Source organism: Alteromonas sp. ABH4_453 (assembly GCF_056160665.1).
Genome location: NZ_JBSWXP010000006.1, coordinates 15869 through 35900, shown reverse-complemented (window position 1 = coordinate 35900; position 20032 = coordinate 15869). Strand labels below are relative to the sequence as shown.

Below are 20032 nucleotides of genomic sequence, written 5' to 3'. Positions count from 1 at the left end.
GCTCTTATTTATTGAACTTATAAAGCGCACCGTGTTTTTGTCCCAAAAAGCAAAGAACTTCAACACAATTTTCGGCGAAAGTTTTATTTATAGTTCTTTACTGCCGAACGACTGCGAACAAATTTAGTTATGTCATCTTTTGATTGATCAAGCAAACTCTGCGCCATCTCACTTAGCATATTATTGACATCATACTCGAGTTTTGCAAATTCTTGTTTATCTTCAGGGGCTAAAGATTCTAAATGCAGTCTAATTATTGAGTCTCGGACGGTAAGAACAGCCTTTATTCTAGCAAAATCTGGCTGCTCCTCTGAAAGTAGCGCTGTAATTTCCGAGTTAACCTCTTGAAGCGCTTTGGGTGTTTGGGCGTGGTTTAGTTTCACACTACTTGTCGTTTCTGTCGCTGAGTTTCGTAAGCTTCTTGTTTTGCCTCTTCAGGAATTTGAACCCACGCATCTCGGATCGGTGTTAAAAGGCCGTAAACTTCATCCAACATGTTCAAGTTATTGTTGAAATGTGCGTCATTCAAACGTTCCACCATGTAATTATAAAGAGCAAACATGTTCTCGGCGACTTCACCACCGGCTTCTAAATCGAGTGTGTCACGCAAATGCATGATTATTGCGTTAGCTTTAGAAATGAAATCAGCTTTAGCCACAAATTCTTTGCGTTCCATAGCGCCTTTGGCATAAGCTATTCTATCTAGTGCGCCTTGAAGTAGCATCAGTGTAAGTTTATGAGGATCAGCGTTCGCTACATCTTGCTTCAAATTACCTTTACGGTATGCATTTATACCTTTAAATGACATGAAAACTCCAAATTTAATCTAAAGTGACGCTAATAGTGCTGCACCAGTTTGATTTAACTGTGCAACGGTTTGGTCAAGGTTTAAATATTTATCGCGAAGAATTTCTTCGTAATTTAACATGCGCAGTTCAAGAGTCTCACGTTCATCTAGCAAGTCATCTTTGTCATCTTTCGCAGAACGCTCTCGCAAACTAATTAACCCACTAAATGACGTATATTCTTTTGAAAATTCATAAAGCCGCGTAGCGATCCCCTCGTCTGGGTCAGTAAACAATTTAGCGATTTCATCAAAGCTATCCTCCAGAGCGTCTTCTAACCTGTCTTCACCTGAACCTAAACCAAAGTCAGTATTGCCGATTTCTAACTTTCCATCGTTGTCAAACTCAATACCAATTTGGAAAAGTCCTCCCAAGGCAGAAGAACTCACACTATCGCCAACAATTGATGCTAACCCACTTTGTATCCCACGAAGCAGAGAGTCGCCGGCTAATGCGCCATCATCCTCTAACTCAGATTCACCGTACCTTGTTAGCGTACCTATTTCATCAATAAGCGCATTGTAATTATCGACGAAATCTCTGATTTTCTTATCCAAACCTTCTTTGTCAAAACCAATGCCTAATTTGGTTGCTAAGAAGTCACCCGCAGCATCTTTAGGGGACACTTCATTAACCTCAAACGATACGTTCTGAATAGTATTCTCAAACTCGTTTGAACTACTTTGAACTTCAATGCCATCAATGTAGGCGATAGCGTTACGTGCACTTTCTATATTTGCAGCACTAATATTGTTGGTACCGCCAACCGTTGATAGACGATCTAACTCCGCAGCACCAGTGTCGTTAGTAATAACTAGGTCGTTACCATCGCCAGTTTCGCTAGACGAGAAGACTAATCGAGGCCCAGCACCGGTTCCTGTATCAATTATATTTGCTGTTACACCAAAATTGTCATCAGCTCTGTTAATTTTTTCGCGTAACGCAGTAAGCGACATCCCTGCGGAAACGTTAACGGTAAAGCTTTTGCTTCCGCCCACGTCAAACGTCAATGAACCTGTACCAGAAGTAAGTACAGGGTCGCTACTTGATGAAAACGCACCGACGTCGGTGGTTATACGGCTTCCTGCAGCAAGTTGTTCGACAACTATTTCGTAGCTGCCTCGCAATGCTGAATTTGATGCTTCTGCAGAGAGTACATCATCATCTTCTGAAGGATTTGTAATAGTAGGCTCTCGACCATTTATACCGTTGTCACTTCGTAATTCATCTACGGCATCCTTGAAGTCAGAGAGCTTTGACTTTATTTGACCAAGGCCAGATATTTCAGCCTCAATACGCTCTTCCTTTGCGTTTAAACGCTCCTCTTTAGGTTGGCGCTCTGCTGTAAGAAGTTGTTGTACAAGATCGTCAAGGGCTAAGCCCGACCCTACACCTAGAGACTGAATTGTCATAATTTACCTCATGCTAAACTTGGTTGTTGATAAACACTCCTACGCTGTCACCAACATCCTGCTGTAACTCTTGAATACGATCAGCAAGCTTTAACACCTCTTCTGAAGGTATTTGCCTAATAACGTCGCCGGACGTTGAATCTTTTACTGTCACTACAGAACGATTAGTATTTTCATCAATAGTGAATGCCAAGTCTCGATTCTGAACTTTTAAAAATGATTCAACTTTGGCGATAGCATCATCTAATTCAATGCCGTTACGCTTTGCTTCATTTATATCGGCCTGCGAAGGGGAAGCTTGAGAAAGTATTTGCTGACTTTCCGTTTTATTTGATTCATTTGTTGCCGCGTTGACATTAGTATTTTGGCCTCCTTTAAGAGACCGCTCGTTATCTTGCGAAATGCTCAATTCGCTTTTAACGTCACTTTCAATTACACCAACATTCTTAGGCCCTGGCGATGCAAACGGCTGGCCAACTTGGGTATTTTGAATTTCCACCTAATATCTCCCTACTGAAAACACAAAACGGGTCCTTGCTTAAAAAGCAAGCACCCGTTACATCTCAACTAAGGTTACTAATTTAAGTATAGCTTATCCAAGCAAAGACAGCGCAGTTTGAGGACGCTGGTTTGCCTGACTTAGTACAGAAACAGATGCCTGCTGAATAATTTGGTTTCTCGTAAGCTCTGCAGTTTCAGCAGCGAAATCTGTATCACGGATTTGAGAGCGCGCCGACGATAAGTTTTCACTGATGTTACTCAGGTTACGAATAGTCGATTGAAAACGGTTTTGAAGCGCACCTAAATCAGCACGCACAGAGCCAATTGCTGAAATTGCGGTGTCTAACTTTTGCAAGATCCCAGAAGCATTTTTACTACTAAGTACATCGACATTTGCTCCAGTAATTCCTAATCCACTGGCCCCAAAACCATCTACGCTAGCGCGAGCGAGAGCAGTGGAAGAAAGGTTTACAGAGATAGTTTGGCCTGCGTTAGCACCGACAAGAAATTTAGCAGAAAATTTACCATCTAAAATATTTACATTACCAAATTGCGTTGTCGTCGAAATGCGCGATATTTCTATGCGGAGTGCGGACACTTCTTTTTGCAAAGCCTTGCGATCTGAAGAACTGTTAATACCATTTTGTGATTGTACCGCGAGAGTACGAATACGTTGTAAGCTTGTAGTAACTTCGCTAAGCGCACCTTCTGCTGTTTGCGACAAAGAAATCGCATCGTTAGCATTTCGTACAGCCTGGTTTAGGCCTTGTACTTGTGAAGTAAGACGGTCAGATATTTGAAGACCTGCAGCGTCATCCGATGCACTATTAATGCGGAATCCCGATGAAAGTCTTTCAAACGACGTGTTCAAACGATCGTTAACGTCAAAAAGCTGACGTTGAGCATTGATCGATGAAACATTGGTATTTACAAATAAAGACATTAGATTACCTCCTAGGGATTCGACGGCAAATCTGCTATCATCAAATCCTTCCAGTTCATATTAGCTGGGTCACTACTCCCGCCAACACCTCAATATAAAAGTAAATTAAATTACCCCTCAACAATAGGTATCGGCCAATGCTTTAGGTTCTTTAGCTTTTTTTGTTACTTTTTTAAAAAAACTTACCAGAAAATAAATAAGCCACTGATTATAAAAACTATTAATCTATTTATTTTTTTAAAAATTCTTTGGAATCTAAGTGGGAAATGAGTTATACGGATTGGTAAAGACACACTTATTCTAGAAATAATCGTTGCCTTGATGCTCTATCAATTGCTTACAATAAATCCAAACTTATTGGAACCTAGTACGTTGAAGAATATTAAGATGATAGAGTTACAGAAATTGGCACTTAATATGCATTGCGTTGGGTGAGCTACGGCGTTGCTCTACCGTAGTTTGAAATTGGTGAGATGTTTCGGTAAAAAATAAAAAAAGGCCGAGACAACGATATCTCGGCCAATTTGCTCACGTTAGGAGATAGAGCAAATTCAGTTTCTGTCGGCTGGCAGGGTTTAGTAGGATAAACTGGCCTCTCAACCAACACTTCTACACTCTCAGTCCTGTTAGTCGGCGCTTTCTCAAAGGGGCGGCCTCAATGGCCGCATTCCTTTCTTCAGGGGATGGCCTCTCAACTCCTTCCCAAATAGCGCTTAATATCTAACTTGAACTATTAGCCTAGCAGTGACAATGCAGCCTGAGGGCGCTGGTTCGCCTGGGCTAAAATAGTTGTACTTGCCTGCTGTAATATCTGATTACGGCTTAATTCTGCCGTTTCAGTGGCAAAGTCAGCGTCTTTGATACGCGATCTTGCCGCAGACACGTTTTCAGAAATGTTACTCAAGTTACGGATTGTCGACTGGAATCGATTTTGCAGTGCACCTAAATCTGCTCGTAGACCACCTATTGCTGATACCGCTTTGTCTACCGCTGTTAACAAGCGCGATGCACTAGCTTCAGTTAATACATCATCAGAAATAATGCCTAAACCGGTTGCACTGAATCCATTAACACCTGCGCGACCAAGTGCTTGTGATGACAAGTTTACAGAGATAGTTTGCCCCGCGTTTGCGCCGACGAGGAATTTGGCAGAAAAATCACCTGTTAAAATATTCACACCAGCAAATTGTGTTGTTGTCGAAATTCGCGATATTTCCGCACGCAGGGCAGATACTTCTTTTTGCAGCGCAACACGATCAGCTGAGCTATTGATGCCGTTTTGCGACTGAATGGCTAGTGTACGAATACGTTGAAGAGCAGTTGTAGTTTCAGCCATTGCGCCTTCAGCTGTTTGCGCAAGCGATATTCCATCGTTTGCGTTTCGTACCGCTTGGTTCAGACCTTGAATCTGAGATGTCATACGGTCAGTGATTTGAAGGCCTGCGGCATCATCAGCAGCACTATTGATGCGGAAGCCAGATGATAGACGCTCAAAAGCAGTGCTTAAGTTGTTGCCAGTTGTGAATAGTTGGCGTTGTGCATTTAGCGATGACACATTGGTATTTACAAATAGACTCATGGGTCTCTCCTAACAGTTTCGAGTGTTGCGCTATTAGTTTTATTATGTGCGCAGTAGTTTAAAAATTTTGGCATAGCCTGTGCTTTATTAAAGGTGTCAGTTTGATCTGACATTTTATCGGCACACTAACCGGTAAAATTGCTACATAGAGAAGTTACTTCTCTTTGCTGACTGGTGGGTTTGATGTTCCAGACCTCAAACCTCTCACTACCTCCTGGCTTCATTCTCGCCGGTCAGCAGCTCCACCCTTAGCAAACCTTTCTATTTATCGTCACTCAAACAAATTTTCTTTAGAGCTTTTTAAAAATTTATTTCAGACTATATAAAGCAATGATTTTGCAAAACTTTAAGAGCAAGAAAATAAAATAAAGTACATATCATGTTTCAACAAACCTTGATATAAACCATCCTTTTCTTGACTTAGGAAACATAAAACGAGTTATGTCGCCCTTTGTAATAGTTATCGTCACTTAGGGAAAATTACTTTAATCTTTTTTACAATTTTTTAGCGGTAAATGAAAAGTAATTAAAAAATGCAGGAATGACTGTATTCTTATATATTGCCAGAATACAGCTAGGAAGCTTGCCAGCCCTTTCCGAAGGGGGAGTTTAAAATGACAGTGAAACAAAAAAGCCGATACTCCAGAGAGTATCGGCTTTTTTCATCGACTCGTGGACTAGAGCACTACCTCCTGACTCCACTCTCGTTAAACAATTAACCCAATAGAGACAATGCAGCCTGAGGGCGCTGATTTGCCTGCGACAACACAGTTGTACTTGCCTGCTGGATAATCTGGTTACGTGTTAGGTTAGCTGTCTCAGTAGCAAAGTCAGTATCTTTAATTTGAGAACGTGCAGCAGATACGTTTTCTGAGATATTGCTTAAGTTACGAATTGTAGACTGGAAGCGGTTTTGAAGCGCACCTAAGTCAGCACGTAGCCCACCGATTGCAGAAATTGCTGTATCTAACTTCTGCAATATTCCAGAAGCATTTTCGCTACTGAGCACATCGACATTTGCTCCAGTAATCCCCAATCCGCTCGCCCCAAAACCTTGAACACCAGCACGAGCTAGGGAAGGAGATGAGAGGTTTACAGAGATCGTCTGTCCTGCGTTGGCGCCTACAAGGAACTTCGCAGAGAAATCACCCGAAAGAATATTCACGCCAGCAAACTGGGTAGTTGTTGAGATACGTGAGATTTCAGTACGTAGAGCAGATACTTCTTTCTGCAAAGCAACACGATCAGCAGAGCTATTGATACCGTTTTGTGATTGTACCGCTAACGTACGAATGCGCTGCAGCGCGGTCGTCGTTTCAGAAAGTGCACCTTCAGCAGTTTGCGACAGTGAAATCGCATCGTTTGCATTACGTACAGCTTGGTTAAGGCCTTGAATTTGTGATGTCATTCGATCGGTAATCTGTAGACCTGCAGCATCGTCAGCAGCGCTGTTGATACGGAAGCCTGAAGAAAGGCGCTCAAAAGACGTACTCAAAGAATTACTAACATCAAAAAGCTGACGCTGGGCATTCAATGAGGATACATTGGTATTAACGAACATAGACATAAAGTCTCTCCTACACTCTCAGTCCAGCGTGCGCTGGCTGTCGACATTGCCGACGTTTTGTTTTAGTAGTCATCAAGACCTGAGGGGTAATTGATGAACTGGCTCTCTCAGAAACTGTATCGACATCATTTAGAATCCCTTTAGAAAAAATTACGATTTTTGCCGATAGGCGGTAAGATATTGCCGTAGATTGACGATAAGACACGACATAACTGATGGATTTTTAAGGGAGATTTGGCGTGAAAAATAGTTTGATGCTGTTCGACATAAAGCGCATATCCAAGCCTGCAGTCCATTGCGCTTTCACTGATTTAATTGAAAATCCGTTCGACAAAAATCGTAAAACCTTGATGTGCTGTTACCGACAAGCTACTAACCATGTCAGCACTGACGGAGTGGTTATTGTATTAACTCTTGATAAAGCTTCGTTTCAAGTTCGAAACAGAGTAATTATTAAAGAGGATAATGCCGATTTACGAGATCCGAAGTTCTCATACAATGGCTCTCGTCTCATGCTTACTACCTATGCAAAATCCTTCCTTGATAATAGAAAAGTGGTCACAAAAATGGTGACTTATTTCTCAACCACCGGCTATTCTTGGTCTGCAGGGAATAGTCACGGTAGAAGCGGTTGGTGGCTGTGGAACAATACTTTCTATAACTCAGAAGCTTATGGCTTTGCGTACAATCGACGAGCGAACTCAGTTTCGCTCTATAAGGGTGATCCAACGCGTTCAATGCACGTTCACAAGGAGGAGGCTTTTTGTTTGGACAAACAAGGTAAAGGTTACCCCAATGAAAGCACAATCTTGTTTGATGATGACGGAAATGCCTCGGTATTTTTAAGACGAGATGCCGATACATTCAGCGCACAATTTGGTACGTCAAAACCGCCTTATACCAAATGGAAATGGCATGATTTGGGAGTCTATATTGGTGGTCCCGCAGCTGTGGCGTTAAGTGAAAGCCTATATATCGTTGCAGGAAGACATGTTGATTGGGGCTCACATCAATTTACAACCAGGGTATGGTTATTTGATAGCGTAACTAAAATACTTACTGAGCTAAAAACGCTGCCAAGCGGAGGAGATACAAGTTATCCTGGCTTGGTGATTGAAGGCGACAACCTTTACATCTCTTACTACTCTTGCCATATAGACAATCAAGCCAGAGTTTACTTGGCGCACTTGAGCGGCATTAATGACTTGATAAATTATGACCGCTAGACAAAATCAAATAGCGACAAGTTAGCTACTTTAGGAAAAGTGGCTAAGGCAGCACTCAAAGCTGTCTCTTGCTTCGCAAATTCAGTAGATGCTTCGGCATAATCCACATCCTGAATAGACGAGCGCTGTGCTTTCGCGGCAATTTCCATATCTAGGTTACTTTCGTAAGTACTCTCGGCTATATTTAACCGGCTACCAATCGAGGCACGCTCTAAAGAAAGCTTTTCAAGCCCGTTATCTAAACCTACTAATGCGTCTGCTATCGATTCCTGAAGCGCTGAGTTATCAATAGTAGAGTCCATCAAAATGGTTTGAATTTCGTGAATAGACTGGGCCATGCTTTTTTTCTCAGGCGCATCAAACGATAAATCGATACTATCGCCAGGCGCGGCCGTCACATCAAACTCCATTCCCTTTATAGTGAAAGGCTGACCAGAGGTATAGGAAACTGAGTCGACAACCGTTCCGGTTCCTTGATTGACAAGTTCAGCCTGCCCTGACGCTAAAAAATTAATGCGATAATCGTTGTTCGCAGCATTTACCGGGTCATAGTTTTTGTCAAAAAAAGTGTCGAATGTTCCCTGCTGTTTAACCGATGCAGATATCACTGTAGCGCCAACAGTACTATCAACTGAGAATTTAAAGCGTGAAAGCACGTTTTCAAAAACTTCATAACCGTTACTGGTTGATTGAATCTTCGAACTATTTGAGAGCTGAACGAAGCTTACTCCAGGATCGCCTGCAAACGTAATGGCGTTGCCACCTGCAGCTGGGTTGTACTCAAACGCCTGGTTACCTGATTGAAAACCTGCATATAAATAATTACCGTCTGCATCTTGGGTGTTCATCAGATCAAACACTTCGAGTTTGATTTGCTCTAATTCAGCGCCAATTGCGCGCTTATCTGGATCAGACAATATGCCATTGCCAGACTGAACGATAAGCGTGCGTGCACGGTTAATTGAATCAGTAATATTGGTTAGCACAGCCTCTTGCTGTTCAAGCGACCCTGTTACCAAATCGTTATTCCGCTGGAACTGATTAAGCTCATCAATTTCTTCGGTTAAACGAAGTACCTTTGCCGCACCAACCGGGTCGTCGCTAGGCGTAATTATGCGCTTGCCAGAGGCCAGTTGCTCTTGTGTCTTGGCCAAATCGCCCTGATTCTGCATAATCGAGCGCATGTTTTGATCATAGATTTGATTCGTTGATATACGCATAACTCACCTACCTTGCTGACTGCAAAATGGTATTAAATAATTCTTGAGCCGTAGACAAAATTCGCGCTGCGGCAGCATAGCTTTGTTGGTACTTAATCAAGTTTGCCGCTTCTTCGTCTAAGCTTACGCCTGAAACAGACTCAAACCAGTTTTGCGACTGTACTTTCATCGCTTCAGCGGAAGCCAATGAGACACTGGCCATTGATGCATCTTCACCTATACGCCCTACCATAGACGCGTATGCATCTTGGAAGGTTCTTGGCGTATTGGTTGCCTCACTACTCACTTGAACTTTGTTTTCATTTTGAAGAGCAGCTAAATTAAGCGCATTGCTGTTATCATTAAAGCCATCCGTATTATAGCTAATCGAAAAGCTATCCCCAGCTTTTGGTACACCGTCTAAGCTTAGGTCAAATCCAGGATCTGGGCTTATACCTGCCTGACTGATAAGGTTGTTTAAATTTGTTGTTCCTGTGACAGTTGCTAACACTGTACCGCTTCCATCTAATACCTCGTAGGTATCTGCAGCGGTAAAGCTAATTTGAGCTGGCGCTGTATTTAAAAGGCCACCCGCACCATCAAAAGCAGAAGTGCCCACTTCCGTATTTGACACAGTTACATCTGTTACGTTGGCACTGCCCAAGTTAGTGCTATCAGCCCCCGCTCTTACTGGGTTTGCAAAGGCTAAATCTTCTGGACGATTAGTGGCTAAACTTATCTTTGAAGCCACGTCTTTAGTGGGTTGAATTAGAAACTCATTGCCAACGGTGTAAGGGTCACTGCCTGAAAAGTCTATTTCAATGCCACCAGGTAGTTCGTTAAAACCAGGGGTTACGGCAAAGTTTGAAAAAATGATGTCATTACCTGAGCCATCTTTTTTAGGCGTGCCGTCTGGATTTAAAAATGTGATTTCTATTTCGCTGGGTACACCAGCAGCAACCGCCGTCACTTCAATTTTGTAATCAGCGTCGGTTAACTCAGCACCTTTGCCTTCAGTTATCTGTGCTGTAACTACGTAGTCGCCATTCGTGTCTTCATAGGCTAAGCCTCTGAACGAAGGAATATCAAAAATATTACCGCCAATTTGACCGTCTAAATCCATACCCAATTTATTTTGAGTATTCATCGCATCAGCGAACGCAACCGACAGTTGACCGACGTCACGCATTGTCGGCCCTAACACTTCATTGCGGTACTCAAACAACCCACCCAATGCGCCGCCAAGATCACTTTCCAAAATTCGTAATGATGCGTTGTTTTTGGTTTGTGAGCCAAAGTCAGTTTCTAACTTAATTTCTTTAGTAGTTAAATCGGCACTAGAGCTTAACTCAAAAAGGTTGAATGCACCGTTTTCAAGAACAAGCGACTCGCCTGAGGTCAGATTAATTGTTACAGCACCATTTTGCGTGGTGCTCTCTTTAACCGTAATTCCCATGATAGAGGCAAGCTCGTCGATAGCTTGGTCTCGTTCGTTGAGCAAAGCGCTTGGCTGATCGCTCGTATTGTTACCATTGGCAATAACAATATTGCGGTTTAAATTACCAATATTGCCAATCAGCGTATTCGCCCTGTTTACCATTGAAGTGAACTCCAAATTGAGTTCTTCTTCTTTTTCTAGCATGTAATCCGACAAGGTTCTCATTCGGTTGTACAAGGACTCGGATTTACTGAGTACTTGTTCACGAGACGCAAGATTTGTTGGATCGTCAGCGGCGGTTTGTAACGCGGAAAAATATTCGCTTAACCCCTTTGAAATCGAGTTAGCTTCGCTGGCCAGAAGATTATCAATTGCCGTAGTTTTACTGGAAAATGCTTCGAGTTCACCCACTGCGGTAATATCGCGACGTAACTGGTTCTGTGCAAATACGTTGATTACCCGCTCGGTGTTGCCAATCTCAACACCAAATACTTGGCTGTTTTGAAGCTCGGTGCGCTCACGAACATAGCCAGGCGTATTCACATTAGCAATATTGTTACTTGTAGTTTGAAGTAACTTGTTGCTAGCGTTTACGCCACTAGTGGCTAATGAATATAAATCAACAGAACTCACTGTATTCTCCTCACCGATGGCCCCTCGACTATGGCATTAACGCGCTAAGACGTTCGCTGTTATACACAGCCATTATCTTGCTGGCGTATTCAGGGTCGGTGGCGTAGCCCGCCTCCTGAAGCGCACTTGTGTAACGCGCAGCGTCAGAAGCATTTTCGACAGCATGGCTATATCGAGGCTGTGTGGAAATAAAGCGTCCGTAATCTTCCATCGCATCTTCTACTGATGAGTAAGATCTAAATGCCGCTTTTTGTTTCTGAGGCAGTCCATTATTGAATTCCAATGTATCCACTACCGCCTGTTCCCCTTGCCAGTCTTTGTTAGCCTTTATACCAAATAGATTGTGAGAGCTAGTGCCGTCGGATTTGTGAATGACAAATTTTCCCCAGCCCGTTTCTACCGCAGCCTGAGAAATGATCGCTTTTGGATCCATGCCGTATTTCTCCGCCACTTTCTCGGCGATAGGCATAAGGCTCTCAACAAACTGTTCTGGGCTTTCGAACATGGCGTCTTTTTGTGCCGATTGCGTTTTAATTGAGTTTGAAGAAAGCGCCATGTCTTGTGCTTGGGCGACCTTGTATTCACGGTTTCTATTTAACGATGAAATATCACCGTCACTTCTGATAACGCTTGCAGGCGTATAGCTGTTTTCGGTTTGGCCCAGCTGCTTCACAATTACATCTGCCAACCCCAAGCCACCGCCTGATGTTAAATCTGTAGCAAGCTGCTGGTCGTGCATATCACGATAAAACTTCACTTGTTGCGAATTAAATGGGCTGTTTTCATCAGCAAGGGCATCTTGTGCTTTACGCATAGATTTCAACATCATTTGCACAAATATTGCCTCGAACTGCTGGGCAGCTTCTTGCAATACCGTTTCATCGCCTGACGCAATGGCTTCACGCATTTTGTTAATGCTGCCCAGATCATGGACGTTGCGCGCCATATCAAGCTGATTTTTTGTGCTTAATGCTTCCATCGTATTTGTTCCGCTAATACCTATTTTTCTCGCGAGCTATTATTGATGCAATTAGTTCGTTTAAATAATCACGAGTTCACCGCGTAACGCGCCTGCCTGACGAAGTGCCTCTAAAATTGCCATTAAATCGCCCGGTGCCGCGCCAACTTCATTAACCGCGCGCACTAACTGGTCAAGAGTCACGCCTGGCTCGAACTTGAACATTCTGCTATCAGCTAAATCGACATCTACAATCGACTGTGTAGTCACCACCGTCTCACCGTCCGCAAATGCATTAGGTTGAGAAACCTGCTGGTTTTCCGAAATAGTCACGGTTAAACCACCGTGAGTAATTGCCGCAGGCAGTAAACGTACGTCGCTGCCAATAACAATGGTGCCGGTGCGGCTGTTTATCACAACGCGTGCTGGCGCATCTGCCGGCGTAAATTCAAAATTTTCTAGGGTAGCCAAAAAGCCTACACGCTGGCCTACATCCCGAGGAGCAGTGACTCGGACAGATGCGGCGTCAATGGGTTTTGCAATGATGTAGCCGTTTTCAGGTTGTGCGCCTAGGCGCTCGTTGATGGTATCTGCTAGTGCTTTAGCTGTTGAAAAGTCTGGATAATGCAGGTTAAGTGTTAGCGTATCCCCATTAGCAAAGCCACTTGGCACAGACTGCTCTACCATTGCGCCATTTGGAATCCTGCCTACGGTAGGCGTATTAACAACAATACGCGAGCCATCGCCGCCCTGTGCACCAAAACCACTAACAACCAAACTGCCTTGCGCTACCGCGTAGACCTTACCGTCAACACCGCGAAGAAACGTTTGAAGCAAGGTTCCGCCTTGAAGGCTCGACGCCTCGCCCACCGACGAAACCGTGATGTCAATGGTTTGACCCGGCTTGGCAAAAGCGGGAAGCTCGGCATGAACAGCAACCGCCGCCACATTTTTGATTTTTGGTTTGGTATTAGCATCAAGGCTGATACCAAAATTGCTTAGCATGGTTCTAAAGCTTTGTTCAGTAAAAGGACTCTGCTCACCGGTGCCGGGCAAGCCAACGACAAGTCCATAGCCTACCAATTGATTACTACGAACACCTTGAATACTTGCAAGATCTTTTATGCGCTGAGCCGCTACTTGTGAAGATAAAAGCAGCGTCAGTACGGCTAATACAACTGAAAATAAACGCATGTTCACTCTCCTATCCTTAAACCTAAAGAGGCCACCAAGTTGAATCAAAGAATTTGGTCAACCAGCCTTTCTCTTGGGCGCGAGCAAAACTGCCAGTCCCTGAGTATTGGATGCGTGCGTTAGCCACTTTTGTAGAAACAATTTCATTTTCTGGACTGATATCGGCGGGACGTATGATGCCAGTCAAGCGAATATATTCGTCACCTTGGTTAAGGGTTAACCACTTCTCGCCACGAATAACTAAGTTACTGTTTGGCAGCACATCCACCACCGTAACTGAAATAGCACCAATCAAACTATTACTCTGATTAGCAGCCGCATCACCCGTGAAGTCACGCGATGAGCTTATACCTAGCTGTACAGACTGACCGCCAATATTTATAGCTTGACCCGCTAGCCCTGTAATAGGATTAAGATTAACGTTCGTATCTTTCGCTGTACTGGTATCTGCTGATTTACTCGCTTGTGTATTTTCACTTAATGTCACAGTGATAATATCGCCTACTCTTCTCGCGGTAACATCCGAATACAAACTGTTAGCCATGTGCGAGCGAAATAACGAGCCGTCTTCTACCACCGTCTCACGCGGGTAATCTGGCACTACTGGCGCAAACGAGGGATCGTTAGCCTGAACGGGGGGCTCGTTTGTACTGGCACAACCGCCAAGTAAAAGTAGTGCAGCAGATAAACCTAAAATACGCATGATGCTACCTATTAAAGTTGCTGAATAACCTGACCAAGCATTTGGTCAACTGACGAGATAACTTTCGAGTTCATCTCATACAAACGCTGGCTTTCGATAAGGTTTACTAGTTCTTCGGTCACGTTCACGTTAGATGTCTCTAGCGTACCTTGGGAGATATAACCCAAACCTTGTAAGCCAGGGATCCCCTGAATGGGCGCGCCGCTTGACGCTGTCTCTACATAAAGGTTTTGCCCAGTTGGTTGCAAGCCGGTTGGGTTAACAAAGTCGGAAATATTAAGCTGACCGAGTACCTGGGGTTCAGCTTGACCCCGTATGCTCACGCTAATTTCACCATCTTGTGAGATTGTGATTTGCTGCGCATCTTCTGGGATAGCCACTTCAGGCTGAAGCAAAAAACCCGCACCCGAAGTAACAATCTGGCCTTGGTCGTTCAGTGAAAACTGACCATTTCTTGAATATGCTATGGTGCCGTCAGGCTGCAATATCTCAAAGTAGCCTCGGCCTTGGATTGACATATCGAGAGCGTTTTCAGTGGTTAGCAAGTTACCTTGCGTATGCGCTTTTTGCGTAGCAACTACCTTTGAGCCTGAACCAAGCATAAGTCCAGAAGGTAATTCTGTATCAGCAGAGGAACGGCCTCCTGGCTGATTGATATTTTGATAAAGCAAATCTTCAAACACCGCGCGGTCTTTTTTAAAGCCCACTGTTGAAGCGTTCGCAAGATTGTTAGACACCACTGCCACATCGGTCTGTGCGGCGTCTAGTCCAGTTTTACTAATCCACAATGCTGGATGCATGTTTACCTCCGACGTTGCTCATAGGGCAACGGTGATAAAAATTCTTTTACAGGATGCGCAGTAACTGGTTACCGCGAGTATCAAGCTCTTCTGCTTGCTTCATCATTTTTACTTGTAATTCGTAATGACGTTGAAGGCTTATCATGTCTACCATCTCTTCAACGGCATTAACGTTTGAGCCTTCAAGCATGCCAGACGCCACTTTGACGTTGGCATTGGCTGGCGCAATTGAGCCATCTTCCATTCTAAACAAGCCATCAGTGCCTCTTTCCATGTCGGCGTAATTCGGCGAGACTAACTTAAGGCGACCCACTTCTTCGATAACATTTGCCGGGGCGCCTAACTGTCTCATTGACAAGGTGCCGTCAGCAGCAATGTTTAGGTTATCAAGAGGCACAGGTAAAAAAATCGGCCCGTTGTCTCCTAGCACGACCCGGTCGTGAATGTCTGTCAAAATTCCGTCGTCGCCTAATTTAAAGTTACCATCACGGGAATAAGCTTCTTGACCATTTTGGTCTTGAACAGCGAACCAACCATCGCCTTGAATGGCCACATCTAAATCACGGTCCGTTTTAATCATAGGGCCCGACTCATAATTGTTAGACGGGCTTTCAGTCATAGAAAATACGCGGGTTGGCAAGCCTTCGCCGTAGGCCGGCATTGATCTAGCCTGCTCTAACTGAGCTCTAAAACCCGTCGTCTGTGCGTTAGCTAAATTATTGGCCCTAATCCCCGTACCTAATAGGTCTTGGGATGCGCCACTCGCTGAAATATAGAGAAGTTTGTCCATGACTGACTTTTGACTCTGATTAAACCTTAAACAAGATTTTGCAAAGGCAATGCCAACCTGTGGATTTTTACGTCAAATAGAAAATATAGGAGCTAATAAATTGATATTATGAGGAAAATAAAAGAACCGCTGTGACGCGGCTCTTTTAAATAACGGCAACGATAGAGGATTTTTCCGCCTATTCATTGCCGCTTTTTTTGTTTCGTCGAACGAGTCTAAAGGTTAACTATCGAATGTTCAGAATAGTCTGGTTCAGTGAATTATTTACTTCAAGCGCTCGTGAGTTAGCCTGGAAGTTACGCTGAGCGATAATCATGTCGATAAGCTCGGTTGTCAGGTTAACGTTTGCTTGTTCAAGGGCTGATGAATTAATCTCACCGAAGGTACCGGTTGTTGCTTCACCCGCGAGTGCCTCACCTGAAAGAATACTCTCTTTCCACTGAGTACTGCTTTCTTGCGTCAGGCCCTGCTCATTAGAGAAACGAACAAGCGCAACACGAACAATAGGTTCTGATGTACCGTTAGAGAAGGTGGCACGTACCAAGCCGTCAGGGCCAATATCAATACCCGTCAGTCGACCTACTGGCAAACCATCTTGTTCTAATGAGGTTACTTCAAACGCTGAAGCGAACTGAGTCGGTTCATTAGGCGTAGCGTTATTCACATCAAGGTTGAAATCTATGCTTATCTGCTGCGTAGGGTCTGAGCCATTTGCAAGAATACCAGCGCCCAATGCTTCAGTTTGCATCTTGAAATCTAACGTTGGTAAGCCATCTGGCGTTTCCATACCAGAAAAATCACCGCCTTGAGAGAAGATAAGTTTAGATGCAGTTACTGCATTACCGGTATTACCGCCAACCGAGTTAACTGCTGTGGCTGGGTCAGTATCGGCACCCGTAGAGTCTGTCATATCAACGAGGGTATCGTCGACTGCTGTAGCCACATACCATTCATTATCAACGCCAGGTGAACCGTCTTTAATGAAGTAATAGGTCATAACATGACTATCGCCCAGTGAATCATACACAGTAACCGATGTTGCTGCGTTATACGTTAACGGATCTTCAGGGTTGAAGTCTTGTGGGTCTAGGCCTACGTCACCAGCAGGAAGGTTCATACGAATATCAACCTCTGAGGTTTGTTGCGGTGAACCAGAAGAATCTGGAATACGAACAGGTTCTGTAGTACTTAGCGCAACAGACGCACTGGTTCCATCAGCGTTTACCGGGAAGCCCAGAAGATTATCACCGTTACTATTAACCACAAAATTGTCACTATCAAGCTTGAATTGACCTGCACGAGTAAACGAGAAGTCACGTGACGTAATTTCAGGTACGGTTGCAAAGAAACCATTACCTGTAATCGCGAGATCTAACGAGGTATTAGTAAACTGAAGGCTACCTTGTGAGAATTGCTGTGCGACCTCTTGGGTGAGTACACCATCACCCACTTTTGTTTTGCCACCTGCCAACAGTGATGCTGCATAAACATCACCAAATTCAGCACGAGATTCTTTAAAGCCAACTGTATTTACGTTTGCGATGTTGTTGGCGGTTACATCCAAATCTTTTTGTGCTGCCGATACGCCACTCAGTGCAATATTAAAAGACATTATTGATTCTCCTACTAACTGCCGATTTGAATGACGTCATCAAGATTGATACTGACATCACCATCCAAATTCAAAATTACGCCCTGACCGCTGCCGGCCAAGCTTACACTTCCTACATGACGATTAACGGCAGTATTAAGCTGCACACCTTCACCGTTTAGCTCGCCAGTGGCACTGATAACATATTCACCCGGCGCCATCTGGTTACCATGTTTATCTTTGCCATCCCATTCAAACTCTATATTGCCTGCACTTTGTGTACCTGCATCAATGGTTTTAATCACTTCACCAAACTGGTTCTCAATGCTAATTGTCATGTTTTGAACCGTTTTCTCGTTTACGATGACGCCTGAGATTCCATCACCTTCATTTGCCATGTAACCAACGTTGCCTTGAACTAGCACGTTTTGTCCTATAAGACTCGACGCCTGCAGTGCTTGATTTGATGTCATTGAAGCGGCAAAAGATTCGAACTTCTCGTTGAGCTGAGAAATACCGTCTGCCATAGTAAATGATGTCATCTGCGCCACCATCTGATCATTATCAACCGGTGCAGTGGGATCCTGATTCGCTAGCTGCTCAGTCAACATTGAAAAGAAATCTTCTTGGGTTAACTGCTGCTCCGTACCATCGGCAATTTTGACGGTTTCTTCCTGCCAATACAGATCAGTATTTAAGCCGGTGTTGTTTATGGTGTTCACTAATTAATCCTCACATTATTCAAGCGGCAAATTACTGCCCTTGACCTAACTGCAGTACGCGGCGGAAGATTCGTTTAGTGGTATCCGCTACTTGTACATTTGTTTCATATGCTTTTGACGCCGACATCATGTTTGCCATCTCCTCAACTATGTTGACGTTTGGCTTGTAGATATATCCGTTTTCATCTGCCATTGGATTATTAGGCGAATACTCCACATTAAGCGGTGCGTCACTTTCTACAATACCTTTAACCTGAACACCTGCCCCCTTGGACTGATCGCGCATGGCATCTTGTAATGCTGTTGCGAAAACAGGATGGCGAGCTCGGTAGGTTTCGTCATAGCTGCTGCTTACCGAGTTTGCGTTGGCGATATTACTAGCCGTGGTGTTAAGGCGAACATTTTCCGCCTCCATACCGGTGCTCGAGATTTGCATTACATTAAATAAACTCATGACTATTGACCTCCTGAGCTAAGCGCTTTTTTCATGCCTTTAATTTTTCCGTTTAAAAATTCGAGGCTGGCTTGGTAGCGCAATCCATTGTCTAAAAACCGGTTTCTTTCCGCTTGAACTTCCACAGTATTCCCGTCCCCCGTGTCTGGCTGGGTCGGAATGCGGTACTGCATGTCAAAATTTGCCGCCACTGACGTGGAATTGCCGCTTAGGTGGCGCTCATTAGTCCGCACCATTTTTGAAGAGTGCCCTGATGAACTGCCTGACGCCTCTTGCATAGCAGACTGCATAGCTTTATTGAAATCGATGTCTCGAGCTTTATAACCCGGCGTATTAGCGTTGGCCAAATTACCGGATATCACTTCCATACGCTCGGTACGTATATTGAGCGCTGATTCGTGAAAACCCACCAACTTATCTAGGTTAATAGCCATAACATGACCTCTGACAAACTTAACAATATTTCCTGATGACAGACTAAACGCGCGTATTTAAAGTCAGACTTTTGCCGTTTTGCTGTCGTTTGTAGAAATAGTCTGCAAGGCAGATGCCAGAATGAGATTTTGAAGGAAGATATAGGCGTTAAAATTCTGACCTGATCTATAAAATCCTTTATTAATCAGGTCAGTAAATTAAGTTATTTTTTTTGGTAGTAAAGGCCTGGGTGGCATTTTACCATGCTGTATATATCGCTTGCGGCACTGATAGATTCCGATGCGCCAAGGAATAGCACGCCCTCAGTCTGTAATTGTCCGGCAATTTGTTGCAGGATCCGTTGTTTTATTTCTGCTGAAAAATAAATCAACACGTTGCGGCAAAATACAATATCAAAGCGGCCAAGAGCTGCATAACTCGTGAGCAGGTTTAAACTTCTAAAGCTCACCATACGGCGAACTTCAGGTTTTACCTGCATTAGACCTTCTTCGTTTTGTTGAAAAAATGCTTGTCTTCGCTGAGGAGATAAACCTCTCGCCAACGACAATTCATCGTAAATGCCAGATTCGCACTTTTGCAACATTTCAGATGATAAATCAGTCGCCACTATTTCGACACCAGCTCTCAATGCTCCTGGACGTTGGCGTTGAAATTCAAGCACGGACATAGCAATGGAATAAGGCTCTTGACCAGATGAACACGCAGCACTCCAAATACGGATCTTCTGATTTTTCGTTGATAGGGACGGCAGAAGATCTTTTATTAACAGATCAAAGGGATAATTATCGCGAAACCATAATGTTTCGTTAGTAGTCATCGCGTCGATAACACTTTGCAACAAAGTCCTATCAAAACCACGTACAACAACATCAATGAGCTCGTCTGCTGACTCATATGTATGCTTGTAAAGCAACGAAGCCAAACGACTCCGAACGAGATATTGTTTGTTCTCCCCCAACACTATGCCGCATTGCTTTTCAAGAAACTCTCTGAACTTTAAATAACTTGCAGGCGAAACGTCTTTATTAGCCAATCCGTTTTT

At 43.8% G+C, this 20032-nt stretch carries 20 protein-coding genes; 1 reads left to right on the top strand and 19 read right to left on the bottom strand.

What is annotated here, in order from left to right:
- Positions 1-83: 83 nt before the first annotated feature.
- From ACXAGV_RS12770 to ACXAGV_RS12740, 7 genes are all read right to left on the bottom strand, one after another.
- Positions 84-383: a hypothetical protein gene (locus ACXAGV_RS12770; protein WP_474858170.1), complete on the bottom strand. Its 300-nt coding sequence runs from the start codon at positions 381-383 to the stop codon at positions 84-86.
- A complete protein-coding gene (gene fliS, locus ACXAGV_RS12765) occupies positions 380-808 on the bottom strand; it encodes a flagellar export chaperone FliS (protein ID WP_061094439.1) in 429 nt (142 codons plus the stop codon). The genes ACXAGV_RS12770 and fliS overlap by 4 nt, the downstream gene beginning before the upstream one ends.
- A gap of 18 nt (positions 809-826) precedes the next feature.
- A complete protein-coding gene (gene fliD / locus ACXAGV_RS12760; protein WP_474873598.1) occupies positions 827-2257 on the bottom strand; it encodes a flagellar filament capping protein FliD in 1431 nt (476 codons plus the stop codon).
- 13 nt (positions 2258-2270) lie between these two features.
- On the bottom strand, positions 2271-2756 hold the full coding sequence (locus ACXAGV_RS12755; protein WP_474873597.1) for a flagellar protein FlaG: 486 nt from the start codon (positions 2754-2756) through the stop codon (positions 2271-2273).
- Between the two features lie 93 nt (positions 2757-2849).
- A complete protein-coding gene (locus ACXAGV_RS12750; protein ID WP_061094436.1) occupies positions 2850-3701 on the bottom strand; it encodes a flagellin N-terminal helical domain-containing protein in 852 nt (283 codons plus the stop codon).
- A gap of 733 nt (positions 3702-4434) precedes the next feature.
- Positions 4435-5280 carry a flagellin N-terminal helical domain-containing protein gene (locus ACXAGV_RS12745; protein ID WP_474873596.1) on the bottom strand — a complete coding sequence of 282 codons (846 nt, stop codon included), beginning with the start codon at positions 5278-5280 and terminating at the stop codon, positions 4435-4437.
- 715 nt (positions 5281-5995) lie between these two features.
- Positions 5996-6847 carry a flagellin N-terminal helical domain-containing protein gene (locus ACXAGV_RS12740; RefSeq protein WP_474873595.1) on the bottom strand — a complete coding sequence of 284 codons (852 nt, stop codon included), beginning with the start codon at positions 6845-6847 and terminating at the stop codon, positions 5996-5998.
- Between the two features lie 239 nt (positions 6848-7086).
- Here ACXAGV_RS12740 and ACXAGV_RS12735 point away from each other — a divergent pair, with 239 nt between their 5' ends.
- A complete protein-coding gene (locus tag ACXAGV_RS12735) occupies positions 7087-8073 on the top strand; it encodes a hypothetical protein (protein ID WP_474873594.1) in 987 nt (328 codons plus the stop codon).
- On the opposite strand, the gene flgL is transcribed toward ACXAGV_RS12735, so the two are convergent.
- The 12 genes from flgL to ACXAGV_RS12675 form a co-directional block, all read right to left on the bottom strand.
- Entirely contained in the window at positions 8070-9293 is a 1224-nt protein-coding gene (flgL, locus tag ACXAGV_RS12730; RefSeq protein WP_474873593.1) for a flagellar hook-associated protein FlgL, read from the bottom strand. The genes ACXAGV_RS12735 and flgL overlap by 4 nt on opposite strands.
- Positions 9294-9300: 7 nt before the next feature.
- A complete protein-coding gene (gene flgK / locus ACXAGV_RS12725; RefSeq protein ID WP_474873592.1) occupies positions 9301-11343 on the bottom strand; it encodes a flagellar hook-associated protein FlgK in 2043 nt (680 codons plus the stop codon).
- Positions 11344-11371: 28 nt separating this feature from the next.
- Positions 11372-12322, bottom strand: a complete 951-nt coding sequence (gene flgJ / locus ACXAGV_RS12720) for a flagellar assembly peptidoglycan hydrolase FlgJ (protein ID WP_474873591.1) — start codon at positions 12320-12322, stop codon at positions 11372-11374.
- A 60-nt stretch (positions 12323-12382) separates the two neighbouring features.
- Positions 12383-13495 carry a flagellar basal body P-ring protein FlgI gene (locus tag ACXAGV_RS12715; RefSeq protein WP_474873590.1) on the bottom strand — a complete coding sequence of 371 codons (1113 nt, stop codon included), beginning with the start codon at positions 13493-13495 and terminating at the stop codon, positions 12383-12385.
- A gap of 22 nt (positions 13496-13517) precedes the next feature.
- Entirely contained in the window at positions 13518-14198 is a 681-nt protein-coding gene (flgH, locus tag ACXAGV_RS12710; RefSeq protein WP_474873589.1) for a flagellar basal body L-ring protein FlgH, read from the bottom strand.
- 11 nt (positions 14199-14209) lie between these two features.
- Positions 14210-14998: a flagellar basal-body rod protein FlgG gene (gene flgG, locus ACXAGV_RS12705; protein WP_014948598.1), complete on the bottom strand. Its 789-nt coding sequence runs from the start codon at positions 14996-14998 to the stop codon at positions 14210-14212.
- A 46-nt stretch (positions 14999-15044) separates the two neighbouring features.
- Positions 15045-15788, bottom strand: a complete 744-nt coding sequence (locus ACXAGV_RS12700; RefSeq protein WP_474873588.1) for a flagellar basal body rod protein FlgF — start codon at positions 15786-15788, stop codon at positions 15045-15047.
- Between the two features lie 226 nt (positions 15789-16014).
- Entirely contained in the window at positions 16015-17400 is a 1386-nt protein-coding gene (flgE, locus tag ACXAGV_RS12695; protein WP_474873587.1) for a flagellar hook protein FlgE, read from the bottom strand.
- Positions 17401-17414: 14 nt separating this feature from the next.
- Positions 17415-18101, bottom strand: coding sequence for a flagellar hook assembly protein FlgD (gene flgD / locus ACXAGV_RS12690; RefSeq protein WP_039223172.1), 687 nt, complete (start codon positions 18099-18101; stop codon positions 17415-17417).
- A gap of 31 nt (positions 18102-18132) precedes the next feature.
- Complete coding sequence (flgC, locus tag ACXAGV_RS12685; protein WP_025254327.1) at positions 18133-18555, bottom strand: flagellar basal body rod protein FlgC; 423 nt, start codon at positions 18553-18555, stop codon at positions 18133-18135.
- Positions 18556-18557: 2 nt separating this feature from the next.
- The gene (gene flgB, locus ACXAGV_RS12680; RefSeq protein WP_474873586.1) at positions 18558-18989 is read right to left on the bottom strand and encodes a flagellar basal body rod protein FlgB; all 432 of its coding nucleotides are present in this window, start codon (positions 18987-18989) and stop codon (positions 18558-18560) included.
- A 203-nt stretch (positions 18990-19192) separates the two neighbouring features.
- The gene (locus ACXAGV_RS12675; RefSeq protein ID WP_474873585.1) at positions 19193-20023 is read right to left on the bottom strand and encodes a CheR family methyltransferase; all 831 of its coding nucleotides are present in this window, start codon (positions 20021-20023) and stop codon (positions 19193-19195) included.
- Between the last annotated feature and the right edge of the window lie 9 nt (positions 20024-20032).